General features: G+C 51.0%; 23 protein-coding genes. 9 read left to right on the plus strand and 14 right to left on the minus strand.

The genetic code is table 11. The features are described from left to right. Window positions 1-11 precede the first annotated feature (11 nt). Both ACO0LE_RS10135 and metK read right to left on the minus strand, forming a co-directional pair. Complete coding sequence (locus ACO0LE_RS10135; RefSeq protein WP_422960247.1) at window positions 12-875, minus strand: M14 family zinc carboxypeptidase; 864 nt, start codon at window positions 873-875, stop codon at window positions 12-14. A 243-nt stretch (window positions 876-1,118) separates the two neighbouring features. Continuing rightward, window positions 1,119-2,297 carry a methionine adenosyltransferase gene (gene metK / locus ACO0LE_RS10140; protein ID WP_422960248.1) on the minus strand — a complete coding sequence of 393 codons (1,179 nt, stop codon included), beginning with the start codon at window positions 2,295-2,297 and terminating at the stop codon, window positions 1,119-1,121. 321 nt (window positions 2,298-2,618) lie between these two features. Between metK and ACO0LE_RS10145 the strand changes: the two genes are divergently transcribed. From ACO0LE_RS10145 to ACO0LE_RS10155, 3 genes are all read left to right on the plus strand, one after another. After that, on the plus strand, window positions 2,619-3,494 hold the full coding sequence (locus tag ACO0LE_RS10145; protein ID WP_422960249.1) for a lysophospholipid acyltransferase family protein: 876 nt from the start codon (window positions 2,619-2,621) through the stop codon (window positions 3,492-3,494). Next, window positions 3,491-4,354, plus strand: a complete 864-nt coding sequence (locus ACO0LE_RS10150; RefSeq protein ID WP_422960250.1) for a lipid A biosynthesis acyltransferase — start codon at window positions 3,491-3,493, stop codon at window positions 4,352-4,354. Before ACO0LE_RS10145 ends, ACO0LE_RS10150 begins: the two co-directional genes overlap by 4 nt. Before the next feature lie 117 nt (window positions 4,355-4,471). After that, window positions 4,472-5,344, plus strand: a complete 873-nt coding sequence (locus tag ACO0LE_RS10155; protein WP_422960251.1) for a hypothetical protein — start codon at window positions 4,472-4,474, stop codon at window positions 5,342-5,344. Between the two features lie 117 nt (window positions 5,345-5,461). On the opposite strand, the gene phhA is transcribed toward ACO0LE_RS10155, so the two are convergent. Further along, entirely contained in the window at window positions 5,462-6,391 is a 930-nt protein-coding gene (phhA, locus tag ACO0LE_RS10160; RefSeq protein WP_422960252.1) for a phenylalanine 4-monooxygenase, read from the minus strand. 94 nt (window positions 6,392-6,485) lie between these two features. Then, on the minus strand, window positions 6,486-7,601 hold the full coding sequence (gene hppD / locus ACO0LE_RS10165; protein ID WP_422960253.1) for a 4-hydroxyphenylpyruvate dioxygenase: 1,116 nt from the start codon (window positions 7,599-7,601) through the stop codon (window positions 6,486-6,488). Between the two features lie 210 nt (window positions 7,602-7,811). Here hppD and ACO0LE_RS10170 point away from each other — a divergent pair, with 210 nt between their 5' ends. Next, window positions 7,812-8,312: an Lrp/AsnC family transcriptional regulator gene (locus ACO0LE_RS10170; protein WP_422960254.1), complete on the plus strand. Its 501-nt coding sequence runs from the start codon at window positions 7,812-7,814 to the stop codon at window positions 8,310-8,312. 85 nt (window positions 8,313-8,397) lie between these two features. Here the strand turns inward: ACO0LE_RS10170 and ACO0LE_RS10175 are convergent, their stop codons facing one another. The 6 genes from ACO0LE_RS10175 to ACO0LE_RS10200 form a co-directional block, all read right to left on the minus strand. Then, window positions 8,398-9,276 carry a response regulator gene (locus ACO0LE_RS10175; protein ID WP_422960255.1) on the minus strand — a complete coding sequence of 293 codons (879 nt, stop codon included), beginning with the start codon at window positions 9,274-9,276 and terminating at the stop codon, window positions 8,398-8,400. 111 nt (window positions 9,277-9,387) lie between these two features. After that, on the minus strand, window positions 9,388-10,809 hold the full coding sequence (locus ACO0LE_RS10180) for an MBL fold metallo-hydrolase RNA specificity domain-containing protein (RefSeq protein WP_422960256.1): 1,422 nt from the start codon (window positions 10,807-10,809) through the stop codon (window positions 9,388-9,390). Window positions 10,810-10,988: 179 nt separating this feature from the next. Next, the gene (locus ACO0LE_RS10185) at window positions 10,989-11,669 is read right to left on the minus strand and encodes a GNAT family N-acetyltransferase (RefSeq protein ID WP_422960257.1); all 681 of its coding nucleotides are present in this window, start codon (window positions 11,667-11,669) and stop codon (window positions 10,989-10,991) included. Between the two features lie 209 nt (window positions 11,670-11,878). Beyond that, the gene (locus tag ACO0LE_RS10190; RefSeq protein WP_422960258.1) at window positions 11,879-13,126 is read right to left on the minus strand and encodes a multifunctional CCA addition/repair protein; all 1,248 of its coding nucleotides are present in this window, start codon (window positions 13,124-13,126) and stop codon (window positions 11,879-11,881) included. Between the two features lie 25 nt (window positions 13,127-13,151). Continuing rightward, entirely contained in the window at window positions 13,152-13,868 is a 717-nt protein-coding gene (locus tag ACO0LE_RS10195) for a glutathione S-transferase family protein (protein ID WP_422960259.1), read from the minus strand. A 7-nt stretch (window positions 13,869-13,875) separates the two neighbouring features. Further along, window positions 13,876-15,792, minus strand: a complete 1,917-nt coding sequence (locus ACO0LE_RS10200) for a transglycosylase SLT domain-containing protein (protein WP_422960260.1) — start codon at window positions 15,790-15,792, stop codon at window positions 13,876-13,878. A 121-nt stretch (window positions 15,793-15,913) separates the two neighbouring features. Between ACO0LE_RS10200 and ACO0LE_RS10205 the strand changes: the two genes are divergently transcribed. Continuing rightward, window positions 15,914-16,525: a 5-formyltetrahydrofolate cyclo-ligase gene (locus ACO0LE_RS10205; RefSeq protein WP_422960261.1), complete on the plus strand. Its 612-nt coding sequence runs from the start codon at window positions 15,914-15,916 to the stop codon at window positions 16,523-16,525. Between the two features lie 470 nt (window positions 16,526-16,995). Here ACO0LE_RS10205 and ACO0LE_RS10210 read toward each other — a convergent pair whose 3' ends face one another. The 4 genes from ACO0LE_RS10210 to tyrS form a co-directional block, all read right to left on the minus strand. Next, window positions 16,996-17,643, minus strand: coding sequence for a hypothetical protein (locus ACO0LE_RS10210; protein WP_422960262.1), 648 nt, complete (start codon window positions 17,641-17,643; stop codon window positions 16,996-16,998). A gap of 361 nt (window positions 17,644-18,004) precedes the next feature. Beyond that, window positions 18,005-18,670, minus strand: a complete 666-nt coding sequence (locus tag ACO0LE_RS10215; RefSeq protein ID WP_422960263.1) for a histidine phosphatase family protein — start codon at window positions 18,668-18,670, stop codon at window positions 18,005-18,007. A gap of 6 nt (window positions 18,671-18,676) precedes the next feature. After that, complete coding sequence (gene dtd, locus ACO0LE_RS10220) at window positions 18,677-19,126, minus strand: D-aminoacyl-tRNA deacylase (RefSeq protein ID WP_422960265.1); 450 nt, start codon at window positions 19,124-19,126, stop codon at window positions 18,677-18,679. Further along, window positions 19,123-20,385, minus strand: a complete 1,263-nt coding sequence (gene tyrS / locus ACO0LE_RS10225) for a tyrosine--tRNA ligase (RefSeq protein WP_422960266.1) — start codon at window positions 20,383-20,385, stop codon at window positions 19,123-19,125. The genes dtd and tyrS overlap by 4 nt, the downstream gene beginning before the upstream one ends. Before the next feature lie 348 nt (window positions 20,386-20,733). Here tyrS and ACO0LE_RS10230 point away from each other — a divergent pair, with 348 nt between their 5' ends. The 4 genes from ACO0LE_RS10230 (at window position 20,734) to ACO0LE_RS10245 (ending at window position 25,757) form a co-directional block, all read left to right on the plus strand. Next, entirely contained in the window at window positions 20,734-22,101 is a 1,368-nt protein-coding gene (locus tag ACO0LE_RS10230) for a peptidoglycan DD-metalloendopeptidase family protein (RefSeq protein WP_422960267.1), read from the plus strand. 173 nt (window positions 22,102-22,274) lie between these two features. Beyond that, window positions 22,275-23,468: an anhydro-N-acetylmuramic acid kinase gene (locus tag ACO0LE_RS10235; RefSeq protein ID WP_422960268.1), complete on the plus strand. Its 1,194-nt coding sequence runs from the start codon at window positions 22,275-22,277 to the stop codon at window positions 23,466-23,468. A 99-nt stretch (window positions 23,469-23,567) separates the two neighbouring features. Then, window positions 23,568-24,785, plus strand: coding sequence for an alanine transaminase (alaC, locus tag ACO0LE_RS10240; RefSeq protein ID WP_422960269.1), 1,218 nt, complete (start codon window positions 23,568-23,570; stop codon window positions 24,783-24,785). 75 nt (window positions 24,786-24,860) lie between these two features. Continuing rightward, on the plus strand, window positions 24,861-25,757 hold the full coding sequence (locus ACO0LE_RS10245) for an aldo/keto reductase (RefSeq protein ID WP_422960270.1): 897 nt from the start codon (window positions 24,861-24,863) through the stop codon (window positions 25,755-25,757). Window positions 25,758-25,846: the final 89 nt, after the last annotated feature.

A 25,846-nucleotide genomic window follows, 5' to 3' on the forward strand; every position in this document is an offset into this window, starting at 1 on the left:
CTTCCGACGAGTTATCGTTGCGCGAGTTTGGCTTGCGCAGGAACGTTACGCTTGATCCAGCCCAACATATCTAGCCAGATGCGTTGCACCTCGGCATCCGCTGGCATCACGGTGGCGTTCGGTAATTCGATGGTGACAACCGGGATGTCTTTGTGCAGACCGCTGTAGTTACCGAGTGAGCCGGGATAGACGCCGACCCGGTTGTAGATTAGGCGGCCAAAGCGGCGCGGAGGGGTAACCGGGCCGTCGAAGTCGAGTACGCCAAACGGTGCGTGTACCGAGATGATGACATCGGGTTTAAATTTTTCTATCGTGTCGTAGACCCAGCGGCTCTCAGGCTCTGAAATGGGGGCCTTGCCGGGGAAGCGACGCGGATCGCTGCGTGTTGTTTTCGCCCAGTAGCGTGGCGCATCCTGTTGCCAGTTAGGCGTAGGAAAATTGCGGTTCAGATCGACGCCACGCGCATTGACGCGCATCGGTTTGGCGGCTAGCAAGCCATCAGGATTGACGACGGGCGCAACCTTCCACTGGAATTCTTGCGCTGCCGGTTTATGCATCACTTCCATCCACTTGAATACGATTGCCGACGCGGTTTGTTCGTCACCATGAATGCCGCCTAGCAGCAACACTTTTAATGCTTGCTTGCGACGTGGATCCGCTGCGATATCACGCACCAGAATTGGAAAGCCATTGGCAGAATTCGCTCCTGCTGGCTGTACTTTACTATTGCGGCAATCGCTGTCAGAAATTTTGGGCAAGCGCGCCACCAGCGGTGTGCACCAGTCGGTGACGGGTTTGCTGATTTTGGATGGTACGGCGATTGGGGGCGTTGTGGTCGCCAGAGCATGCGGCGACCACATGGATACAGCAGACATCAGGACTACCAGACCAACGCATGCAAGGCCAGACGATGAGCCGGGGGCATCACATTTTTTCGTCCAGCAGCGATGATCTTGCTGCTTCGCGACGTGTTTCGTAAAAAAATGTGATGTTGCGCTTCTCGAATCAATCTGCGCTTCCCTAGGTATTACTTGAGACAACAACGGGGCCCGGCATTGCATACTTCAATCCATATTCAAGCGCGTACTACAACGGTCAAAACGATACAAACAAGATGATCAGAGTCCGGCTGCCTTGCGTAACAACACGGCTTTGTCCGTGCGTTCCCAAGTGAATTCCGGCTCTTCACGACCGAAGTGACCATACGCTGCCGTCTTGGAATAAATCGGACGCAGCAGATCCAGCATCTGGATGATGCCTTTTGGACGCAGATCAAAATACTCATTCACCAGAGCGGCGATTTGCTCATCCGGAATCACGCCCGTGCCTTCGGTATACACCGTGACATTCATCGGGCGTGCAACGCCAATCGCATAAGCGACCTGAATCTGGCATTGTTTGGCCAGACCGGCAGCGACGATATTTTTAGCGACATAGCGTGCTGCGTAGGCGGCAGAGCGGTCAACTTTTGTAGGGTCTTTACCGGAGAATGCGCCACCACCATGCGGGCACGCACCGCCGTAGGTATCAACAATAATCTTACGACCTGTCAGGCCGCAATCACCTTGAGGACCACCAATGACAAAGCGACCAGTCGGGTTGATCAGGTATTTGGTGTCTTTGAGCCAGTCTTTTGGCAAGACCGGTTTGATGATTTCTTCAATCACCGCTTCGATAAAGGACGGCTTCATCTTGCTGCCATCGCTTTGATCCGGGCTGTGCTGTGTGGACAATACGACGGTATCGATACTGTGCGGCTTGCCATCGACATAACGCATCGTGACCTGGCTCTTGGCATCCGGACGTAAGAAAGGCAGACGGCCATCCTTACGCAATTGGGCCTGACGCTCTACCAGACGGTGAGCATAGTAGATCGGCGCTGGCATGAGTTCCGGCGTTTCGTCGCAGGCATAACCAAACATCAGGCCCTGGTCACCCGCACCGGTATTCAGATGGTCGTCGGACGCATGATCGACGCCTTGCGCGATGTCATTGGATTGTTTGTCGTAGGCCACGAGAACTGCACAGCCTTTGTAATCAATACCATACTCGGTATTGTCGTAGCCGATGCGCTTGATGGTATCGCGTGCGACCTGGATGTAATCGACGTTGGCGTTGGTAGTGATTTCGCCAGCCAATACGACCAGGCCAGTATTTGTCAGTGTTTCAGCAGCGACGCGGGAGAGCGGATCTTGTTCAAAGATCGCGTCGAGGATTGCATCGGAGATTTGATCGGCGACTTTGTCGGGATGTCCTTCAGAGACCGATTCAGAGGTGAAGAGAAAATCATTAGCCATCGCAGGCTCCTTGTAAAAAATGACCGTATTAAACATGCCGCAGTCGGAAAGAGAACCTGCGACGCTTTAGCGGAACTTGTATACCGCCTCGCAAGTTGTCTGTTAACTCGGCGGTTCTTACATAAAGCCTATTGCAAATTGAATCTGGCGTTGTTACACCGACTAGCCGCACAGTATGTGCTGTCTTCGTCGGCGCGTCTAACTAGCTTAATTTTGCAATAGGCTTTACACATTGTGTGATATTTTACGCTTCTTCTTGAGGTCGTGTCTAATCGCTGGAAATTCCGCCTCTAATTTTTTCTCTCCGACTTGAGATGCATCATGCTCGTTGCTTTATTTCGCTTCCTGTCTATTTTTTCATTGCCTGTCTTGCATGCTATAGGTGCAAGTCTGGGCTGGCTGGTCTATATGGCGTCCGGCTCTTATCGTCGTCGTTTGCAAGAAAACATCAGCCGCGCCGGTTTTGTTGCTGATACGTCCTCCGCGGTGCGCGAGGCGGGTAAAAATATCATGGAGTTGCCGTTCATCTGGTGCGCTGACCCAGAGCGTGTATTGCGTACCGCGACGGTTGAAAACTGGGAGCTGGTTCAGGCTGCGCTTGATGCCAGAAAAGGCGTGATTTTGCTGACGCCACATCTCGGTTGTTTTGAAATCATTGCGCAGGCGATTGCCGCCAGAACCCGATTAACCGCGTTGTACAGACCTCCGCGCAAAGCTGCCTTGAAGCCCTTAATTGAAGGCGCCAGAGCTCGCGATAATCTTATCCTCGCGCCAGCAAATTTATCTGGTGTCCGTACCATGGCAAAAGCCTTAAAGAAGGGAGAAGCGATTGGCTTGCTGCCCGATCAGGTGCCGCAAGAGGGTGAAGGGGTCTGGGCCAGATTTTTTGGCAAGCCTGCCTATACCATGACGCTCTCGGCCAAATTGCATACGATGACGGGTGCTCCGTTGATATTGACGTATGCTGAACGTTTGCCCCATGGTCGCGGGTATGTGGTGCGCTTTGTCGCGTTTGATGAAGTGTTGGGCGAAGACGCCACGCAACAAGCAGAGGCGATCAATGTGGCGATGGAAAAACTGATTGCCCGTAAGCCCGCGCAGTATTTCTGGAGCTATAACCGCTACAAAATCCCGCAGGGTGTCGCTGCACCGGTGACTTCGGCCGTTTCTACCGATGTGGCAAAGGAGCGCACATGAGATTTGTTCTGGGATTTATGTGGGTAATGCACTGGTTGCCGTTGCCAGTGCTGGGACGCTTTGGCGATGCTGTTGGGAGCCTGTTGTTTCGTGTGATCAAATCGCGCCGTCATATCACGCTGACGAACTTACGACTGTGTTTACCGCATCTCAGTGAGGAAGAGCGCGTCAAACTCGCACGACAGCATTTTCAGGCCTATACCCGCAGCGTGCTGGAACGCGGCATCTTGTGGTGGGCTTCAGAAAAACGTTTAAAGAAATTAATTCAGGTTGACCCAGCCGTGCCGCTGGTGAGTGTTCAGGACGGGCCGACGATTTTGCTGTGCCCACATTTTGTCAGCCTGGATGTCGCCGGTGTTGCAGTGATGCTGGAGTCGTCCCTGTGCTCGATTTATACCGAGCAACGCAATCAAGTTTTTGATCAGGCTTTACGTAAAGGGCGCTCACGTTTTCGTCCGGTGAAGTTGTTTTCTCGTGCCGAGGGTGTTAAGCCCATCATTCGCGCGATGCGCGAGGGTTTGCCGTTTTTCATGCTGCCGGATATGGATTTTGGGCCTAAAGATGCGGAGTTTATTCCCTTCTTCGGTGTGCCCGCAGCTACCCTGACGGCGGTCGCCAGAATCGCCGCCACTACACATGCCAAAGTGATTCCGGTCATTGCGACGATGCTGCCTGATTATCAGGGATGGAAAGTCAGTTTCCGTGAGCCCTGGCTTGATTATCCTGGCGATGACATCATCGCCGCGACACGCATGATGAACGACTACATCGAGGCAGAAATCCTGAAAGCACCGGCAGAATATTTTTGGGCGCATAAGCGATTTAAGACCAGACCACCTGGTGTGCCGAGCGTGTATTAACTGGCTTACTTATTGCTGATCGGCTGGCTAAATTACTAGTTGAGCCATATCAGTCCTGCCAGACGATGGATTATTTGAAGAAGGAATCGAAGAATAATGCGACGCGCACTCACTCACATGTTCACTCATTTCACCGGCTTAATGGTCTTACTTTTTTCTCTTTCATCTGGCAGCGTTGCAGCAGATCCCTTAGCTGGCGGCAGCAATAGTTTCAGTTTTACCGACACGTTAAGCGCGCCGGATAAACCGGTCACGGTCTGGTACTACAAACCGGCGACGCTCAATGCGCAGACTAAAGTATTGTTCGTGATGCACGGCACTAAGCGTAATGGTGAGGATTATCGTAACGCCTGGAAAGCATATGCAGAGAAATATCAGTTTCTGTTAGTCGTCCCCGAGTTTGCTGAGCGATATTTTCCCAGTGCCGCTTATCAGTTCGGGAATGTGACGAATTCTAACCACGCACAATGGAGTTTCTGGGTCATTGAACATTTGTTTGATGAGCTGCGTCAACGTGAATCACTGAGCACGCCCACCTATTATTTGTATGGTCATTCGGCAGGTGCACAGTTCGTCCATCGTTTCATGATCTTCATGCCATCGCCAAGAGTGGAGGTGGCGTTTTCTGCTAATGCGGGCAGTTACACGATGCCGGTTTATCCCACGTGGAGTCAGGCGCGCTTCCCGATGAGTCTGGATAAGGACGTCGTCAGCGAAACGCAGCTCGCCACGGTTTTTTCACGTCGTCTGGTTGTGATGCTGGGTGAAGATGATTTGCAGGAATCAGGTGGACACGTTCCTAATTCGCCTCAAGCCCGGGCAGAAGGTAAAAACCGGTTTGAACGCGGGCAGAATTTTATGAAGACGGCAAAAGATGTGGCTGCGACACTCAATGCGCCCTTGAAATGGGAACTACTGACAGTCGCCGGGGTGGGGCATAGCGATAAGGGAATGTCCAAGACAGCAGTGGAATATATGTTTCCGAAGTAGTGATTCCCCGAGGATACATTCAGTCTGACTCAATTGAGGGCGCACTGTTCAGACAGTGTGCCCTTAGGTTTTATGACAGGGTTTGCGTATCAATGGATACTGATACGCATCAACTGACTAAGCCAGTAACTCGATCTCACCTGCGAGCAGGGTATCTGCCGGTAGCGCCTCAAGTTGTTTTAATTTTTCGTAATACGGTGCGAAATCCGGTGCGGTACCGTCGAATAATTCCTGGAAGCTGTTGATCACAAAATAGCTTTCCTGATACGAATCGATTTTGTACAAAGTGCGCAGGCAACGCTGTATGTCGAGATGAATATGGCGTGATGTGGTGCCGGAGTTCAGACAATATTCTACTTCACCACCGGACGACAAAATACCCGCGCCGTAGATGCGCAGGCCTTCCGGTGTATTGATCAGCCCGAACTCCACGGTATACCAATACAACCGTGCCAGATAATCGAGACCGCCCAGACCCATGGCTTTTAAACCGCCTTTGCCATACAGCTGCATATAGTCGGCAAACACCGGATTGAACAGCATCGGCACGTGGCCGAAGTAATCATGGAATACGTCAGGCTCGACGATGTAGTTGAATTCTTCCGGCGTACGCAACCATACCGTGACTGGAAAACGGCGGTTCGCCAGATGCTCAAAGAAGGTAAATTCAGGAATCAAACCAGGCACGGCGACGATACACCAGCCAGTCGCTTTAAATAGTGCTGCGGAGGTCTGCTCAAAATCCGGTATGCCGCCAGCCGCATCCATCTTATGCAATGCCTCAATGAATTCATTGCAGGCACGCCCTGGTAATAAGGCCTCTTGCCGCTGATAAAGCTTGCGCCAGAGTTCGTGTTCTGCTTCGGTATAGCGATCCCAATTCTGTTGTACTACATATTGGGCATCAGCCAGCTTGTAATCACCGCGCAACGCAGCACCGTCCGATTTTTTGGCGACGGTAGCGAGAAAGTCTTCATTCGAAATAGTCGTAGAAGCGGCATTGTGTGCGGTATTAGATGCAGCATTAAATGCTGTTGCAGTAGTCATGAAGTTGTCTCTTTCCTCAAACAAAAAAAGGTCAACAGACGACGCACTGAGTGTCGATCTGGTTGACCTTGTATTCTCTTAACGAGCTGCTGAATTATGCAGGTGCTTTTTCGTCTTTGAGAACGCCACGACGGATCTGATCCAGTTCTATGGACTCAAACAATGCGCGGAAATTACCTTCGCCAAAACCTTGGTCGCCCTTGCGCTGGATGATTTCAAAGAAGATAGGGCCGATGACCGTGGTCGTGAAAATCTGCAACAGCAATTCACGTGATGTTTCTGTACTCTTGCCATCCACCAGAATGCGCAACTTGCGCAATGCTTCCAGGTTTTCACCGTGGCCAGGCAGACGGCGATCTACCAGGTCATAGTATGTGTCGATGGTGTCCTGGAACACCACACCATTGGCTTTCATGCCGCCCACAGTGTCATAGATATTGTCGGTGCCCATCGCGATATGCTGCACGCCTTCGCCGTGGTATAGATCCAGGTATTCAGCGATCTGGGATTTATCATCCGAAGATTCGTTGATCGGAATACGGATTTTGCCGCAAGGTGAAGTCATGGCTTTTGACTTCAGGCCTGTGTGCTTGCCGGCGATATCGAAGTAACGGATTTCGCGGAAGCTGAACAGAGTTTCATAGAAATCTGCCCATTCCTTCATGCGACCACGATGCACATTGTGGGTCAGGTGGTCGATATACGTCAGACCCTTGCCGACAGGATTGGAATCCACGCTAGGCAATGCCACGAAGTCAGCATCATAGATACTGATATTGCCGATGGCACCTGCATCTGCGCCATCTTTGCCATGCCAGCGGTCAACGAAATAAATCAGGGAATCGCCGATACCTTTGATGGCAGGAATATTGAGTTCCATAGGGCCGGTTTTATTATCGAAGCCCCAGGCACCCAGATCTAGTGCGCGCTTGTAGGCGGCATTGGCATCCTTGACGCGGAAAGCGAATGCGCAAACTGACTGGCCATGTTTGCGGGCAAATTTTTGCGCAAAAGAATCAGGTTCGGCATTGATAATGAAGTTCACGCCACCTTGACGGTACAGAGTCACATCCTTGGTGCGGTGTTTGGCAATCGCGGTAAAACCCATGGTGACGAATAATTCACCGAGTGCTTTTGGATCGGGTGCTGCGTACTCGATAAACTCAAAGCCATCGGTACCCATAGGGTTTTCCCAAGTTTGGAAGGTCATGCTTGTCTCCTGAAGTAATCGTCAAAGCATCTGCGCGACAGTAGCAATATTGTGCCAGTGCGCTGGATGGTGGCCATCAAAGTCAAAGTTTTTGACATAGATCAAGCTCTCAGTATAGTTCTTGATTAGCGCCATTAAATTGCAAAATAACCCAATAATTGCAAAAATTACGCAATAATATTGCTGTGATAATTAAATTACTGGCAGACTATGACAACGATTCCTTTGGATAAGATTGATCGCAAGATCTTGGCGATTTTACAGGCTGACGGACGCTTAACCAATCAGGAGGTTGCTGAGCGAGTCAATCTGTCGCCGTCACCGTGTCTGCGACGTATCAAGCGGCTGGAGGACAGCGGGGTGATCCGCAAATATGTCGCTCTGCTGGAACCGGCCAAGATCGGTCTGGGCTTGCTAGCCTACGTGAATGTGCGTCTGGAGAAGCATAACGATGCCCCGGGAAAAGGCGCATCACGTTCGCCGCGTAATGATTTCGCGGCGTCGGTAGAGCAATGGCCAGAAATTGTTGCGTGTTATGCGATGACGGGAGAAATGGATTATCTGCTGCGGGTGCATGTCGAGAATATGGATCATTTTTCCCGCTTCATGATGGAAACTCTGCTGCGTCACCCGGCGGTACTCGACGTGAAGTCGAGCTTTGCTTTGCAGCAGATTAAGGATACGACGGCATTACCTGTACTGAATAGCTGATTGATATCATGATTACGCTGGCGGCTGACTTTGTCGTCAGGGGACTATTTATATCTCCTGTATCGCCTTATATCGCCCCTACTGCTTACACTGCTGAGGTTTGTTTCACCGATGCTTCGCGTGCACTTGGCAAGAACTTAGCAATTGTTGACAGTAATTCGTTTTCATCGACCGGTTTGCCGACATAGGCATCGCAACCTGCCCAGCTACCGCGGAACTTATCGAAGGCAGAGGATTTACTGCTTAACATGACCACGGCTGTATTTTTGGTGCCGGCATTCGACTTGATATGTTTGCAGACTTTATAGCCGTCGATTCCCGGCATCAGAATATCTAAAAATACGCAGGTGTATTTCTTAACCTCAGTCATCGCAATCGCCTGTTCTCCGTTTTCAGCGTAGTCGACGTCGAAGTGGAACGGGGCTAATTTGATGCGCATAAATGCACGCACCGTCGCGCTGTCATCAACGACCAGCACGGATTCTGCGGCTTTTTTCGGAATGTATAAGGCTTCGGGTAATTGCTTTTTATCGATGGTGCGGCGATAGGTATGACCATCCCAATGCTGCTCGCTGCCTTGCTGGCGGCGGCCGCGCTCTTGCAATGCGGCGTTCATCAGTTCATCCAGCTGTCCAAACAGGCGCATCCAGTGTATCGGTTTTTGTATCAGCGGCCAATCGACAGCAACCGCTGGATCGCGACCGATGAGTACTGCGGGCGCATGGATATTCGGTGCGCGTTTTTCAAGCTCCTGCATTGCCTCGGCATTGTCGGTGTTGACCAGATAAATGTCGGTACGATCTTCTTCACTCGTCGGCTCGGCATAACAAAAACTTCTGCGTCCCGTGAGCCGGAAGGTGGATGCCAGCATCGTTTTTTCTGCATCAGAAAAACCCAGCATTTCAAGAATGAACTGACGGCTATCGTTGTTAGGTGTTCCTGTAGGTACTGACGTCTGGCTCATGATGAAAATATGTCCCTGATGGAATGGAGATGCGAGTCTTTTTGGCTTTTTCGTGTTGTTGGCGAAATGATAACACAATAAGTCTTTTATTTCTGCCTTAAAAAACTACCATCAATCTTGCGGACAGACTTTCTGACGGGCAATTTGAGTCAGGTCAAATGATTCGCCTCCTGCCGGCATGGAGACCTCAGTATTGTCGAGCAACTGTGCGAAGTTCCGCATGACATCCTCTTCGCCATGAACAAGAAAGGTTTTTGCGGGTGCGACCTTGCGATGCCAGGCAAGTAATTCATCGCGGTCTGCATGTGCTGAAAAACCACTAATTGTATGCACCGTAGCTTTTACTGCAATCTCCTCACCCATGATCTTTACGGTTTTTGCACCATCGATGATTTGTCTTGCTAACGTTCCTTTTGACGCAAAGCCGACAAAAATAACACTGGAATTTTTGCGCCATAAATTATGCTTTAGATGGTGTCGAACACGTCCTCCGGTGCACATGCCTGCACCTGCCATGATGACCGCTCCGCTGGAGAAGCGGTTGATCGCTATGCTGTCAGCCGTATCTCTGGTGAAGTGAAGTCCGGGCAGATGAAAAGGATCTTGGCCTTTGTTGAACAGGCGAGCTGTATTCTCGTCATAGCATTCATGATGATGTGCAAAAATCGCAGTTGCAGAGATCGCCATCGGTGAGTCAAGAAATACCTGCATTGATTGAGGAAGCAAGCCGCCCTCAACGCCTTCTCTGAGGTAGTAGAGCAGTTCTTGTGCGCGTTCCAGCGCAAAGCTTGGAATTACAACATTTCCTCCGCGCTGAAAGGTGTCGCGAATTGCTTGGTAAAGTTCCTCAATTGATGCATCAAGCGGGCGATGCAGGCGGTCGCCGTAGGTGGTTTCCATCACGACGACGTCAGCATGCACTGGCACGACCGGATCACGCAGTAACTTCCGTCCTGCGTTACCAATATCACCAGAAAAAGCGACCGTGCAATGCTGACGATCTTCTTCCAGATCGATAACGATACTGGCCGATCCTAAAATATGTCCAGCGTCTAAAAAACGTGCCTCAATGCCCGTTCCCAGTTTGATCGATTGTCCGTATTGTGCGGTACGTCCAAAAAATTCTAAACACCGAAACGCATCATTTGTTGTGTATAACGGTGACGTTTTGCCTGACTCACCGCGACGCGCACCTTTACGTGCTTGGTATTGTGCTTCTGCTTCTTGCAGATGTGCTGAATCGAGCATGACCACGCGTGCTAGTTCACGGCTGGCAGCAGTTGTGATTATCTCGCCACGAAACCCACGTTTGACGAGCAAAGGTAAGCGTCCGCAATGATCCAGATGCGCGTGCGTCAATAAAACGAAATCAATATCGGCAGCATTAAAACCAAATGGTTCCGCATTCTCTTCATTGAGTTCGCGCCCACCCTGATACATACCACAATCGATCAGAACATATTTGCCTGCACACTCAATTAAATGACAGGAGCCAGTGACGCCGCGGTCAGCACCATGAAATGACAATCTCAAAATAGTTCTCCCTGTTTTACAAGCAGTCTGTCGGTTGCCGAGTCATAGTGCGCGTGCTGGTATCTACTAGGTTAATGTTGTTATCAATCCTTCGATAACAAATGATCAACAGCGACTAACTAAACAGCATAATCCAACAAGTATTTGAGCGAGGTATTTGTGTTTATTCTTGATGCAGATCAATCGTTTTTAGTGCCGGAAAGATTGCCCAACCATTTGACTGCAGCGCGGGTATTGGCTTTGATCGTGTAATCCAGTGCGGCAACTTGTTCTTGCATGGCCTCTTTTAAAACGCTGACGGCGTCGGCAGGTAATAGCTTGAGATAAGCATCCGCTTCGCCATATTCACGATGAATTTCCATCCCGGCTTTTTTTGCGATATGGATCATGGTCTGGTTCGAGGAGAGGCAATGCATGTACAGCGTGTCGACATCCGCATTGCGACAGTGAATCGCACCGCGCTCAAATAGCTTGAAACCGACGCCTTTACCACGTGCGGATTCTGAGACCGACACACCGAACTCAGCGACTTTGTCTTTATCCGTGACTTCGTCTTCGGCTTGCTTCGGCGCGAACGCCAGATGACCCACACCGACCAGACGGAAGTGTGCACTCATGACGCCGAATACCTTGTCACGCGAGAAGTCGATGCCTTCGACGTACTTGGTCACCATTTCATCGGGCAGGTAGGTGCCAAAGCGCAGCAAGCGATCACTTTCTTTGAGCGCCAGAAAGTGACGCAAAATCCGCCGCCGGTCTTTTTCGGATAATTCCTTGACGAACACGGTATGTTTCGGGGCAGGTTTAGGTTCGGATGGCTCACCATCTTTGCCGCTGGGGAATATGTCTGAAACGTTCATGGCAATCCTTCCGATAAAGCAAATTGTGCGGTGCACAATTTATCGCTTCATTGTAGACGAACATCATCGATTATTCCAGAAAACCTCTTGAGACTGTTGACATTCCAACCGACATTGTTGTCATTGTGATGCCAGCAGACCCGGGATGATCCGCATGCGGCAAGGAGACGTCGTTCTGACGCATGTTGAGGTATCAAAGCGCTTATTGATTATTGATGGGCAAGTTCGTAGTGCCGCTTAAAACTACGGACGGCTTCTACGCGGGCCTGATGGACGGCCGCGCCTATCTGTTGCGGCTGTCCGGGGAAACGTTGTGCAATTTCGCCTGCCTGCACTTGCTGGGCTGCTTGCAGCGCCTGAGCCAGATAGTCTGCCTGCGGAAATTTTACGTCCGGTAAATTCGCACGACCAAAGCAATCGGATTGAGCAGCTTGTAATAATTCTAAAAACCGTTGCGGCTTGCGGAATGCATCGCTGCGTTCCAGCAGTGCTACGACGGTATGTGGTCGTAATTCCAGCGCACGGCCAATGTTGCCGTGATCGCGTGCGGTCATGATGGCGAGATCGCGGCAGTCATTCGGTATTTTTAAGCGCTGACAGAGCGCATCAACCAGATCGACACCGAGTTGCTCGTGCCCATGATGGCTAGGCCAGGCCGCAGCCGGGGTCGCGCCTTTTCCCAGATCATGCATCAGAGCGGCAAAGCGCACTGCCAGCGAGTAGCCTTGCTGTGCTGCGTAATCGACGACCATCATGACGTGTACGCCGGTATCGATTTCCGGATGATGTTTAGGCGGTTGAGGCACGCCCCACAAAACGTTTAATTCCGGTAGCAGACGCGCCAGTGCGCCGCAATCACGCAAGACCTCAAACATGCGGGACGGCCGTGCTTCCATCAACCCGCGCGCCAGCTCCTGCCAGACCCGTTCCGGCACCAGCGCATCGACTTCTCCGGCATGTACCATTTCTTGCATCAATTGATTGGTTTCGTCTGCCACGGTGAAGGCATGCGGCTCAATCGAAAAACGTGCGGCAAAACGTGCAACGCGCAGGATACGGACCGGGTCTTCGGTGAAAGCCGCCGAGACATGACGAAACACTTTCGCCTGTAAATCACGCTGTCCGCCAAACGGATCGACGATACTGCCATCCTCATCCTGTGCCATCGCGTTAATACTCAGGTCACGGCGGATCAGATCCTGTTCCAAGCTCACTCCGGCATCGGTATGGAATACAAATCCCTTGTAACCCGCCGCAGTCTTGCGCTCAGTCCGGGCCAGCGCATATTCTTCATGTGTTTTAGGGTGCAGAAATACCGGAAAATCTTTACCCACTGGCGTGTAGCCCAGTGCAAGCATGCTTTCCGGACTGGCGCCGACGACAACATAATCACGATCCTGTACCGGCAGACCGAGCAAACGATCCCGTACCGCACCGCCCACAATATAGATTTTCATTCTTAGGTTTGTATGGCGCTAGTAGTCAGACCGCCGGACGCGCATCATGGCCGGGCATTTCGTCGGTTTCGGCTTCGGCATCGCGTATCCATTCAGCCACCGCCGGATGCGCGGTTACGCGCTCGACATAGGCTTGCAACGCCGGTGCCAGCGACACCCCATAGGTGCGAAAGCGCATTACAACTGGCGCAAAATACGCATCAGCAATCGAAAAATCGCCAAACAAAAACTGATGCGCACCATAACCTGACAGGCAGTCTTCCCAAATTTCGCTGATACGTCCGATGTCTGCCTGGGAGCCTATCGTGCGGCCTTTACCGTGCAGTTCTGCCCGGATATTCATCGGCATATCAAAACGCAAGGCTGCAAAACCAGAATGCATTTCAGCGCAGATGCTGCGTGCAATCGCTCTGGCCGCAACGTCTTCGGGCCATAGATTTTGTAATGGAAATTGTTCTGCTAAAAATTCACAAATCGCTAAAGAATCCCAGACAGTAATTTCGTTCGCGAGTAAAACCGGAACACGTCCCGCCAGCGAGTATTCAGAAATCTGTGAGGTCGTATTTGGCTTGTCTAACAGGATACGGATTTCCTCAAACGGAATACCAAACGCTTTCAGTACGACCCATGGGCGCATGGACCATGAGGAGTAATTTTTATTCCCGATCACCAATTGCAGTGAGGGTTTTTTGTCGCCAGAAAAGATGGCGGCGAGCGTTGTTTCTAATTCAGTATCTTGCATAAAGACCTTAAGGTAAATCGGAATCCGTCGCTGACATTCCTTTGGGAATTACTGTACCCAGACGGGCTCTCAGCGATTGGGGTTTTTTCTCGAATAATGCCGCGTAATAGGTTGCGTTAGACAGTACATTTTTGACGTAGCCGCGGGTTTCGGCAAACGGAATCGTTTCTGCGAAAATGGCTCCTTCAACCGGACGCGTCAGCGATGCGCGCCAGGCGCGTGGTCGTCCGGGGCCCGCGTTGTAAGCGGCAGACGCGAGGGCCTGCGAGCCACCCAGATCTGTCAGCACCATATTTAGATAATTGGTGCCGAGCGCGATATTGGTGTCGATATCATTAACCTGGTCTGGTACGAAATTGCCGAGGCCGATTTTCTTCGCAACATAACGCGCAGTTGCCGGCATGATCTGCATCAGACCAGAGGCGCCGACATGCGATTTCGCTGTCATGATAAAGCGTGACTCTTGCCGGATCAGACCATAGACCCACGCCATGTCGAGTCCCAGTGCCTGCGTCGTTTTATACATACTGTCATTAAACGGCGTCGGATAGCGCTGGCTAAAATCCATCTCCGCCTTGGTGCGGTCTGAGGTATTCACCATACGGTCGAGCAGATTGTTCTGGCGTGCTAATTCTGCCGCCGCAATATGCTGACGCTCATTCATTTTGCGCAGTTCCCAATTCCATTCGCGGGTGCCTTCGAAGCGCAAATTCATGGCATAAAACCGCAATGCCCGTAGCAGCCCGGGGTTCTTCTCCATCGGTGCCAGTTCATCGGCGGTGACAGGTTTGACTGTGATAGGAACGCCAATTTTCTGACCACGTTCTTCCAGCGCCAGCTGACCATAAAAATGCAACTGATCAGCGATGCTGGCAAACATCGTCTGTGCTTCTTCGTTCTTACCTTCATTCTTCAGTGCCCGCGCATACCAATAGACCCAGGTCGGTTCATTTTTTAAGCTTGCAGGCATGGCGGCAATCGCACTTTTTACCAGCTTCCACTCACCTTCGCGCAAGGCTGTCCTGACCCGCCACTGATAGCCTTCCAGAGATAGATTTGCGCCGTCGGCACGTTGCCAGTAACCGAGCGCTTCAGGCTGTAATTTGAGCGAGGCTTGCAGTGCAATATGCGCCCATCCTTGTGCTTTTTCAGTATCGCTGAATTTGCCACTGTAGCGCGATAAGGTATCTGCCGCCTCATCGGGATCGGTCTTGGCCAGACGACCGAGCGCGATCAGGTAAAGCTCATGCGCTGCTTTACCAGCTTCCGGTGATTTTTTGAGTAAAGTGGTCGGCTTGTCGATGGCTGCTACGACTTGTTTCTCGGCGATATCTAACAGCTTCGCCAGCCTTTGCGCCAGCGGTAATGCACCGTTCTCGGCAGCGATACGCATTTGTGCCCACAGGTCAGCTTCACTGAACTGGCCATGTTCCGACAGATAGGTCACCAGCGAATAGCAACCGGCACCGTAATCGCGTGGTGCGGTGACCAGCGCGCGTGCCGCATCGGCGACTTTTTGCTGTTTGACGGCTTTGGACAGCAAGGCATAGCATTTGAGCTGAGTATCGTCAGCGACAAGGAATTGCGGATACTGGACATCAAACGTATCCCATTCGCCACGTTGACCGAGGATTAGCAACCAGTCATTGCGCAGGCGGTCGGCGATGGCGCTGCCTTCATACTGCGTTAAAAAAGTCTGAAATTCGCTGGCAGAGGCAGTGCGGAGCCGGGTCTTGAGACGGTAATAGTCGACATAAGAGGGGATGTCAAAATTTTTCAGCGCTGCTGCATGGAGTTCTGCCTGGCCCGCATCATCATGCATGGCCGCATCGCGCAACGCCATAAAGCGATCATCGTCATTCACAAAACTCTTGTTGCTTTTTGCCGCTAGCGCATTAGTCTGCAAGGATAAAACTGCTACCATGCAAAGGCTGACTGGCAGGACGTATCTTCGTGCAAATTCTTGTCCGGACTGTGTGCTGCGACCGGCAATTCTCTTCATAGACCACATTTTCTACCGCTTCCATCATGATGTTTTTGACAGTATGACACAGCCCTTCCAGCAAGCAAGCCTGAGTCCGCAAAACAGCGGAAAATCCGGTACCCCAATCAGTCGCAGTATATTGCGCAAGCAATTGCTTGATGCGCGTCGCGCCAGCAGTGCCGAAGAGCGGGCGCAATGGGATCATCAATTGGGGCAGCAAGTGATTGCCTGGTGTCAACGGTACCAGATCAGCAGTCTCGGCGTATTCTGGCCCATTCAGGCCGAACCTGATCTGCGCGACTGTTATGCCCGCTTACACCAGATGCAGGTACAGCTTGCTTTGCCAATGGTGCTTGGCAAAGACAAGCCCTTACAGTTCCTGAGTTGGACACCCGGAGACCTCATGGTGCAGGACGATTACGGGATTCCGGTACCGGCACAACGAGAGAAACTGAGCCAGCCTGAGGCCTTGTTGATTCCCTGCGTAGGATTTAACTCTGCGAATTACCGGCTTGGATATGGCGGTGGGTTTTATGACAGAACTCTGGCGCTTCTGCCGCGCCCAAAAACGCTGGGCGTCGCCTATGCGCTGGCGCAGGCGACATTTGCTGCGGAGTTGCATGACGTCGCATTAGATTGTGTGCTGACTGAAAGGATTGCAGGAAGTTTTTGAAGTTACTTAATCTGAAGCAACTTAATTGAAATAACTTAATTGAAATAACTTAACCGGTAGTGATAGATTTCGTGATGTCACGCCTAGGTAAAATGCGGCTTACCGGGCGAAAACGTCTGGTAAGCCGCATCAGCATTGCGGACTCTTCATTGGGAATCTCTAAAAACTGCCAAATAAAAAATCACCTCTCTAGAACTGACGTAAAAACCAAGTCCTCTCACCACAGAGACACAGAGAAAAACAGGAGTAAGCGGTAATGCCGTTCAGGTACGGCCCAAGCCTAAAATCTTCACCCCTGCGCAGGCAGGGATCCAGCGTTTTTTGGCAATGATGAAGCGAAGGGCTTGGTTAAACTGAACAGCATTAGAAGTAAGCTGCTCCATAAAATATCGATTTAAGGGTTTTTAGAAGTTCTGCATCGGAAACGTCCGCATCATCTTTCAGCTTATCTTAAGTGTCCGTCGCTCAGCTCAAGTCACAAAATGATACATCGCCAGCCATCCGGCCAATAAGGCCAGACTTAACAAAAATAATCCAACCGCGCCGTTTGGCCGCAATACGCCAAAATAGGAAATGGCGATCGTTGCAACGCCTTTTTTACTTTGCTTCATGCCGCGCCAGCGCTGCCATCCCTTCATTGCCGACAACACAAAAGTGAACGTGGCGCATGACAATAACGTGACCCGGAATACATTAAGTAAATTGAGCTCGCCAAGCGAGATTTTCTTATAGATCAGGCCGATGATCGCCATGGCAATCGCTGCGCTGATAGAGATCGCGACATTCACATACATGGTTTTGCGACTCGTCACGGCAGCATCTTCGAGTTCGCATTTCAGCATGTCGATTTTTTCATTGATCAGTGTTGAGGTCTCATGCTTGATCGCCAGAATCCGCTGATCAAGCGCTGCGCCTATCTGTTCAGTCGAGTAATCAATCAAGGCTTTGATGTCATCCTTGGTCATGCTGCGCTGATTATGAATTTCGTCTGACAGCGCTGCAATATTGCGATCAATTTTCGCACCGGCTTGCTGGATCACTTGCGAGAGTTCGGTACTGACTTGCTGTATCGAACGATCCATCAGCGGCGCTACATTTCGCTCGATCAGACGTTCCATGGATTGCTCAAAATCGCTGGAAGCCTGTTTTAAATTGAGAAGATCTAAGCCCATGAATTGCCTTCGCCAGTGTTTACTTGCAGGTGCGCTGATGTCCGGAGGGGCGGCTGATTGGTACGTTCTTAGCGCAATATGGTGGTGGTCAAACTGCTAGATGGCGGTAATAGTGTGAATTCCAAGGGGGTATTACATGCATGAGGTTACACGCTGATTGCGATGTTTTTTAATTTCAACACCATTCCGCAGTGTTCATGCGCTCTCTGGCGTGTTTTTGCCTCGCAAGCCTCATGAATGCTGCGGTATTCGTTTTTAAAATGATTTCAAAATGATTTAAAAAACGAATTTAAAAATACTTTTCCAATTATTTGGACATACTCTGATTAATTTCATCGATCGCATCCGCGTCCAGATGCGCGATGTCGCCCCAGGACAATAATTCCAGCCCGTTTGCTAACGTGCTGTCGTAACGAAAACGATTGATGCTGGCGTTGTAGATGGTGACGTCGCGGGGGGCGTTCAATGGCAGATTCTTGGCGGCGCGATAGGCGCATTCGAGTACACCACCGTGCGCAACGAGGGCGATTTTTTTGCCTTCAAATTGTTTGCCGTAATGCAGAATGTGCGTGATGGCGCGCTCATGAAACTGGCGTATGGTTTCACCCTGATTCTCGCCTGGCGGAAACGCTGCATCCGGATCGCGCGATTGCCAGGTCGCATATGCTTCCGGGAACTGATGTGGAATCTCGCTATACAGAACACCTTCAAATCCGCCGAAGCAGCGCTCACGCAAACCAGCATCAATGCGTGTGCTCAGTCCTTGTAGTCTGGCGATCTCACCGGCGGTCTGAACGGCTCGTTGTAAATCGCTGGAGACGATGGCATCGAGCTTTTCATTTTGCAATGCCCAGGCCAGTGCTTTAGCCTGACGTGTGCCTTCGGCATTCAGTGGAATATCGAGATGTCCTTGCAGGCGGCGCACGGCGTTCCAGGCGGTTTCGCCATGGCGGATTAAGAGAATTTCGGTCATAGACTTTTACAGGGTGGGCTTACTGGTGAGCCAGAACGTGACTGGACCATCGTTGGTCAGCGAGACTTTCATATCGGCGCCAAATTGACCGGTCGCAACATGCTCATGTTTTGACGCTGCGTGCTGCACCACATAATCGAAGAGGCGTTTCGCTTCATCGGGTGGTGCGGCTGGTGTGAATGAAGGACGGGTGCCGGAGTTCGTGTCGGCTGCCAGAGTGGATTGCGGTACCAGCAACAAGCCGCCCTTGGTATCCGTCAGGCTGCGATTCATCTTGCCTGCATCGTCGGAGAAGACCCGGTATGCGAGCAGTTTTTTGAGCAAAGCATCGGCTTGACTTTCGCTGTCGCCGCGTTCCGCGCACAACAGTACCAGCAGACCCGCATCAATCGCGCCAATGGTATGGCCATCGACGACGACTTTAGCTTCTGTGACTCGCTGCAATAAGGCGATCATGCAGACAAGGTGATTTTGGCGAATTTACGCTTGCCGACTTGCAATACAAAGGTGCCTGCTTCAATTTTCACTGCCTTATCACTGATAACGGCACCATCCAGACGCACGCCACCCTGATCGATCATCCGCATCGCATCAGAGGTAGAAGGGCAGAGATTCGCTTGCTTCAGTAACTGCGCGATAGCGATAGGTGCGCCACTCAGGCTGATCTCTGGCACGTCGTCGGGAATCCCGCCTTTTGAGCGATTGACGAAATCGGCCAGTGCATCTTCTGCCGCTTGCCGGGAATGGAAGCGTGTCACGATTTCTTGTGCAATGGCGACCTTGATATCGCGCGGATTCTGACCTTCTGCGACGGCTTTTTTATAGGAGGCAATTTGTTCCAGAGAGCAGAACGACAGCAGCTCGTAATAACGCCACATCATGGTATCGGAGATACTCATTATTTTGGCGAACATGGTGTTGGCCGGTTCGGTAATAGCGATGTAGTTGTTCTTGGATTTGGACATTTTTTCGACACCGTCCAGACCTTCCAACAAAGGCATGGTCAAGATACATTGCGGCTCTTGTCCATAATCTTTTTGTAATTCGCGGCCAACCAGGAGGTTGAATTTTTGATCTGTTCCACCCAGCTCCAGATCCGAATGCAGCGCAACGGAATCGTAGCCTTGCATTAAGGGATACAAGAATTCATGAATAGAGATCGGCGTTCCTGCTTTAAAACGCTTGGTGAAATCATCGCGTTCCATCATGCGTGCGACGGTGTATTTTGATGACAGCTGAATCATGCCGCGCGCACCAAGCGGATCGCACCATTCTGAGTTGTAGCGGATCTCGGTTTTTGCCGGATCGAGTACCAGACTCGCTTGTTTGAAATAGGTTTGTGCGTTTTCTTCAATCTGTTCGCGCGTTAGCGGCGGACGAGTTGCATTACGCCCTGATGGATCGCCGATCATGGAGGTAAAGTCACCGATCAAAAAAATCACGTTATGGCCCAGATCTTGCAACTGACGCATCTTGTTCAAGACAACCGTGTGGCCAAGGTGCAAATCTGGTGCAGTCGGATCGAGACCGAGCTTGATGCGCAGAGGCTTGCCAGATTGTTCGCTGCGAGCGAGTTTCTGGGCGAATTCAGATTCGATCAGGAGTTCATCGACCCCGCGTTTAGTTACTGCCAGCGCATGTTGTACCGCATCGGATAAAGGCAGAGCGACCGGAGTAGATTTGAGATTGTTGGGGTTAGTTTGTGTAGAAGTCATGTTGATTTTTAATACATCGATTTTTTGTAACACTGCTAGTCGAATGATTACTGCAAGCCCATAATCGGCGTTTCGTTTAAAAGGTTTCGCTAAGGTATTATCAGGGTTTTGCTATATAATCACGCGATCTTTTCAGCGCATTAGAATTCAGTAATACACACAGAAATAGCTAAAAAATAGCAAATAAATAATTGTGTTTCGCTAGAGATGGCTCACATGTTGATTCACATTCAATGAGCAACTAAGTGAACATCTAAATGAGCAACAATTATTTAATGATTAATCACTTCGACAAAACACTGTTACTCAGAATTTTGTCGGTAAAAACAGTTAATTTTAACTTATTGCATGCGTCTATCAGATAAATTCCATCATTTAACTTCTGGCAGCAGGCTGTTGTTCGGCACCACGCGCACGTCACGTATCGTCTCGGTATGCGGATTGTTTTTTGCCGTGTGCGCTTTTGGTGCAGTTGGTGTGGCACCGATGGCACCTGACGCCTCTGATCTGCCAGTCAAGAAGATTACCCAACAACTCGCTTTGCCTAAGCTCGATGAGCAGATCGCCGCTCTGGAAGAGCACGAGCAGCATTTCATTCGCGAAGAAAAAGTCTTGCGCGGCGATACCTTGAGCGCCTTGTTATTGCGTCTCCGTGTTGATGACAGCGAAGCCAGTGATTTCATGAAATCCGATGCGACGGCCCGTAGTCTGATGCAATTGCGCGCCGGTAAATCTGTGCGAGCCCAGACGAACGACGAGGGCGAACTGGAGTGGCTGCAGGCGACTTTGCTGGATAACAATGACAAGCCAGCGCGCAGTATCACGGTCACCCGCGATGCGAACGGCAAATTGATTGCGTCCGACACGAATGCAAAGCTGGAAAAGCGCGTGGAGATGCGTTCCGGCGATATCCGTTCTTCTTTGTTCGCTGCGACGGATGATGCGCAGATTCCGGACAATATTGCGACCCAGATCGTCAGCATGTTTGAAACGAACGTTGATTTTCGCTATCTGCAACGCGGCGATCATTTTAATGTGGTGTACGAAACTTTCTGGCAAAACGGCGAGTTCGTTAAAACTGGCCGCGTCTTGGCCGGTGAGTTCAGCAATGCCGGTAAAATATTTCAATCCGTCTGGTTTGACGAGTCCCCCAGCAGTGGTGGCTACTATAGCTTTGACGGTAAGTCACTGAAAAAAGCCTTTCTGAAATCGCCATTGGAATTCACTCGCGTCTCATCGGGATTCTCGATGCGCGTACATCCGATTTCTGGTCAATGGAAAGCGCACAAAGGTGTGGACTTTGCGGCAGTGACGGGCACGCCTATCCGTGCTTCTGGTGATGGTGTTGTCGATACGGCAGGGCCAAGCGGTGGCTACGGTAATCTGGTTGTGATTAAACACTGGAATAACTACAGTACAGCCTACGCACACATGAGCCGCTTTGCACCGGGTATTCACAAAGGCAGCAAGGTAGTGCAGGGCGAAGTGATCGGTTATGTCGGTACGACAGGCTGGTCAACCGGGCCACATTTACACTACGAGTTCCGCGTCAATAATGAGGCACGTGATCCTATGTCGATCAGCGTACCGAGCGCTCCACCGCTGGCAGGAGCGGATTTGCCACGGTTTAAAACGGTGGCCGATGAGATGTCCCATCGTTTCGCTTTATTACGTCCTGAACGCATGGCGGAAACCATGAAGCTCGCATCCAGATAGTGTGTCTGCGGTGACAGTGCGATTACAATACAGGGCCGAACTGCATGTTCGGCCTTTTTCTTTTTCACGGAATTACGCGAAACCACCCAGCTTCTAGCTGTCCTAAAGTTGCGGTCTTGGTCGTTACGCCGCACCGGGACAATGTTGCGTAAATCCTATTTCAGATGCCAGCAATGAATAAATTAGACAGCGCAGTCAACAATCTATATATCGGCCTGATGTCGGGCACCAGCCTGGATGGTGTGGATGGCGTTGCGGTCATTTTGCCAGCGACGGGAGAACACTCTGCGATGCGCTTGCTGGCAAGTTCTTATGTACCGTTTTCCGATACGCTGCGAGCCGACGTGATGGCCTTGCAGCAATCCGGTGAAAACGAAATTCATCGCGAGGCAATGGTTGCCAATGCTCTGGTAGAACGCTACGCGGCCTGTGTTGCTGACTTGCAGCAGCAACTCTCAGTCGATCCGATTGTGTTCAATCTTGTAGCTGATGCAGCAACTGAATCAGTAACTAAATCGGTGCCTGTACGTGCAATCGGTGTGCATGGTCAGACCATACGGCATCGTCCAGAATTAGGCTACACGCGGCAGACGAATAATCCCGCCTTACTCGCCGAGTTGAGCGGGGTTGATGTGATTGCAGATTTTCGTAGCCGTGATGTTGCCGCAGGAGGGCAGGGTGCACCGCTGGTACCGGCGTTTCATCGGGCTATTTTTGGGCTCTCCGGTCATTGTCGTGTGGTTGCCAATATCGGTGGTATTAGCAATATTAGTATCCTGCATGCGGATGGTTCAACCACAGGTTTTGATACCGGCCCGGGTAATGTTCTGATGGACGCCTGGATCGCACAGCATCAGGCAAAAACCTATGACGCCCATGGTGACTGGGCTAGCCAGGGACAGGTACATGAGACCTTGCTTGCCGTCTTATGTGATGAGGATTTTTTGCGTCAGATGCCACCGAAAAGCACTGGCCGTGATCTGTTCCGGATGGAATGGATGAATGCAAAATTACATGCATTCCCTGAGGTACCGGCGGTCGATGTACAGGCAACTTTATGCGAGCTCACTGCGCAGACCTTGGCCGATGCGATCCTGACGTATGCGCCGGATGTCAGCAGCGTTTATATCTGCGGTGGCGGTGCGTATAACCGATATTTAATGCAGCGTATCGCAGCGCAACTACAGCTGCGCAAGTCGTCAGCTGCACTTGCTACAACGGACGAGTTGGGTGTTTCACCACATCATGTTGAGGCGCTCGCATTTGCCTGGCTGGCGCAGCAGTTTATACTGGGTTTGCCAGGGAATTTGCCTGACGTGACCGGAGCAAAGGCACATCGTATCTTAGGCGCTTTGTACCCTGCATAAAATCATTGCAGGAATCGATCTCGCTGGTTATGATTTGTATCGAAGCGATCGCTTCAACGTCGCTCGGACGGATCCGGGCGCTTACGTACAATTGAGATCATGACAAATACAGCTACTCCGCCGGGACGGGGTTATTCCTTTTCCCGTATCAATCGTCTTCCCCCTTACGTCTTTAATATCACTGCCGAGCTCAAGATGGCTGCGCGTCGTCGTGGCGAAGATATTATCGATATGTCGATGGGTAACCCCGATGGTGCTACGCCAGCGCACATTGTTGCCAAACTGGTTGAAGTAGCGCAGCGGCCTGATACGCATGGCTATTCCGCATCCAAAGGCATACCCCGCTTACGTCGTGCGATTGCGCACTGGTACAAGGCGCGCTATGACGTCGATTTGAATCCTGATTCAGAAGCGATCGTCACGATAGGTTCTAAGGAAGGGCTCGCCCACCTCATGCTGGCGACGCTGGATAAAGGCGATACGGTACTCGTACCGAATCCCAGCTACCCGATTCATATTTATGGCGCGGTCATTGCCGGTGCGGATATCCGTTCTATACGCATGAGTCCGGGTGTCGATTTTTTTGCGGAACTGGAGCGGGCGATACGTGAAAGTTACCCTAAGCCGAAGATGATGATCTTCGGTTTTCCATCGAATCCGACGGCGCAATGTGTCGAGCTGGAATTCTTTGAACGTGTAGTTAAGCTGGCGAAAGAACATAATATTTTAGTGGTTCACGATCTCGCTTATGCAGACATCGTATTTGATGGCTGGAAAGCGCCATCCATCATGCAGGTGCCGGGTGCGCGTGACGTGGCAGTTGAATTTTTTACGCTGTCTAAGAGCTACAACATGGCTGGCTGGCGCATTGGCTTCATGGTCGGGAACAAAGAACTGGTTGCTGCTCTGGCACGTATCAAGAGCTATCATGATTATGGTAGTTTTACGCCAGTGCAAGTCGCTGCGATTGCTGCTCTGGAGGGCGATCAGACCTGCGTGAACGAGATTCGCGATAAGTATCAGCGCCGTCGTGATGTGCTGGTGAAGGGCTTGCATGAGCTGGGCTGGATGGTCGATACACCAAAAGCCTCGATGTATATCTGGGCGCATATCCCTGAACAGTATCGTCAGCTTGGTTCCTTGGAATTCGCCAAGCAGGTATTGGAAAAAGCACGCCTGTGTGTTTCGCCCGGCATCGGTTTTGGTGAATATGGCGATGAGTATGTGCGCTTTGCTCTGATTGAAAATGAGGCACGGATACGGCAGGCATTACGTGGTTTGAGGAAGATGTTCACGGCAGATGGTTTAACGACATAGCCAAACGACAGAGTGATCCAGGCTGTCGGAATGATACGGCGCTTGGATTTTATTCATATTTTTAGAGATAACGACATGCAACGGATTAGTATTTCTCTCGGCGGTCCCCAATTCTCGCGCATTGCACTGGGTTTATGGCGTCTGGTTGACTGGAATATGTCGCCGCAGCAGCGCGTGACCCTGATTGAGCAGTCACTGGAGTTGGGTATCACCACGACGGATCATGCGGATATCTATGGCAATTACCAGTGCGAACGGCTGTTTGGCGAAGCGCTGGCGATCGCACCGCATCTGCGTAATAAGATAGAAATCGTCAGCAAATGCGGTATTAAATTGGTGTCAGGTCAGCGGCCTGAGCATCATATGCAGCATTACGATACCAGTCGTACGCATATCATTTCATCTGCAGAAAATTCTTTGCGCCAGATGCAGATTGATACACTGGATTTGTTGCTGATACATCGCCCCGATCCTTTAATGCATGCAGATGAAATGGCAGAAGCTTTCCATTATTTGCAAAAGAGCGGCAAGGTCAGGCATTTTGGTGTGTCGAATTTTACCCCGTCGCAGTTTGAATTATTAGCGTCCCGTTTCCCGCTTGTGACGAATCAAGTGGAACTGTCCCTGATGCATTTGCCGCCTTTGCACGACGGCACACTCGATCAGTGTCAGCGTCTCGGCATTGCACCGATGATCTGGTCTGCGCTGGCGGGCGGTCGCTTATTTGGCGATGAAAGTGAGCGCGGTGTACGCGTACGTCAGGCTTTGCAATCCGTTGCAGAGCAGTTGCACGTATCGCCGTCGACTGCCGCGATTGCCTGGATATTGCAGCATCCCTCCAGACCCGTGGTACTCACCGGCTCTGGACGTATTGCTGCAATCAAAGAGGCAGCGCAGGCGACTAGCATTCATCTGACGCGCGAACAATGGTTCACCTTGTGGTGTGCGTCCGCAGGCAAGGGTGTTGATTAGGAATAATGAAGAATCGTTGGGATGTGTTGAAAATTACCGAAACAGGTGGATAAACAATGAAGCGCGTTGATTCGGATTGCTGTCGCTTT

Source organism: Undibacterium sp. Xuan67W (assembly GCF_049340165.1).
Lineage (GTDB): Bacteria > Pseudomonadota > Gammaproteobacteria > Burkholderiales > Burkholderiaceae_D > Undibacterium.

What these genes read in the sequence shown, in the direction of transcription:
- ACO0LE_RS10135 (WP_422960247.1), bottom strand. Translation starts at nt 875, where the DNA reads ATGTCTGCTGTATCCATGTGGTCGCCGCATGCTCTGGCGACCACAACG.
- metK (WP_422960248.1), bottom strand. Translation starts at nt 2,297, where the DNA reads ATGGCTAATGATTTTCTCTTCACCTCTGAATCGGTCTCTGAAGGACAT.
- ACO0LE_RS10145 (WP_422960249.1), top strand. Translation starts at nt 2,619, where the DNA reads ATGCTCGTTGCTTTATTTCGCTTCCTGTCTATTTTTTCATTGCCTGTC.
- ACO0LE_RS10150 (WP_422960250.1), top strand. Translation starts at nt 3,491, where the DNA reads ATGAGATTTGTTCTGGGATTTATGTGGGTAATGCACTGGTTGCCGTTG.
- ACO0LE_RS10155 (WP_422960251.1), top strand. Translation starts at nt 4,472, where the DNA reads ATGTTCACTCATTTCACCGGCTTAATGGTCTTACTTTTTTCTCTTTCA.
- phhA (WP_422960252.1), bottom strand. Translation starts at nt 6,391, where the DNA reads ATGACTACTGCAACAGCATTTAATGCTGCATCTAATACCGCACACAAT.
- hppD (WP_422960253.1), bottom strand. Translation starts at nt 7,601, where the DNA reads ATGACCTTCCAAACTTGGGAAAACCCTATGGGTACCGATGGCTTTGAG.
- ACO0LE_RS10170 (WP_422960254.1), top strand. Translation starts at nt 7,812, where the DNA reads ATGACAACGATTCCTTTGGATAAGATTGATCGCAAGATCTTGGCGATT.
- ACO0LE_RS10175 (WP_422960255.1), bottom strand. Translation starts at nt 9,276, where the DNA reads ATGAGCCAGACGTCAGTACCTACAGGAACACCTAACAACGATAGCCGT.
- ACO0LE_RS10185 (WP_422960257.1), bottom strand. Translation starts at nt 11,669, where the DNA reads ATGAACGTTTCAGACATATTCCCCAGCGGCAAAGATGGTGAGCCATCC.
- ACO0LE_RS10190 (WP_422960258.1), bottom strand. Translation starts at nt 13,126, where the DNA reads ATGAAAATCTATATTGTGGGCGGTGCGGTACGGGATCGTTTGCTCGGT.
- ACO0LE_RS10195 (WP_422960259.1), bottom strand. Translation starts at nt 13,868, where the DNA reads ATGCAAGATACTGAATTAGAAACAACGCTCGCCGCCATCTTTTCTGGC.
- ACO0LE_RS10200 (WP_422960260.1), bottom strand. Translation starts at nt 15,792, where the DNA reads ATGGTAGCAGTTTTATCCTTGCAGACTAATGCGCTAGCGGCAAAAAGC.
- ACO0LE_RS10205 (WP_422960261.1), top strand. Translation starts at nt 15,914, where the DNA reads ATGACACAGCCCTTCCAGCAAGCAAGCCTGAGTCCGCAAAACAGCGGA.
- ACO0LE_RS10210 (WP_422960262.1), bottom strand. Translation starts at nt 17,643, where the DNA reads ATGGAACGTCTGATCGAGCGAAATGTAGCGCCGCTGATGGATCGTTCG.
- ACO0LE_RS10215 (WP_422960263.1), bottom strand. Translation starts at nt 18,670, where the DNA reads ATGACCGAAATTCTCTTAATCCGCCATGGCGAAACCGCCTGGAACGCC.
- dtd (WP_422960265.1), bottom strand. Translation starts at nt 19,126, where the DNA reads ATGATCGCCTTATTGCAGCGAGTCACAGAAGCTAAAGTCGTCGTCGAT.
- tyrS (WP_422960266.1), bottom strand. Translation starts at nt 20,385, where the DNA reads ATGACTTCTACACAAACTAACCCCAACAATCTCAAATCTACTCCGGTC.
- ACO0LE_RS10230 (WP_422960267.1), top strand. Translation starts at nt 20,734, where the DNA reads ATGCGTCTATCAGATAAATTCCATCATTTAACTTCTGGCAGCAGGCTG.
- ACO0LE_RS10235 (WP_422960268.1), top strand. Translation starts at nt 22,275, where the DNA reads ATGAATAAATTAGACAGCGCAGTCAACAATCTATATATCGGCCTGATG.
- alaC (WP_422960269.1), top strand. Translation starts at nt 23,568, where the DNA reads ATGACAAATACAGCTACTCCGCCGGGACGGGGTTATTCCTTTTCCCGT.
- ACO0LE_RS10245 (WP_422960270.1), top strand. Translation starts at nt 24,861, where the DNA reads ATGCAACGGATTAGTATTTCTCTCGGCGGTCCCCAATTCTCGCGCATT.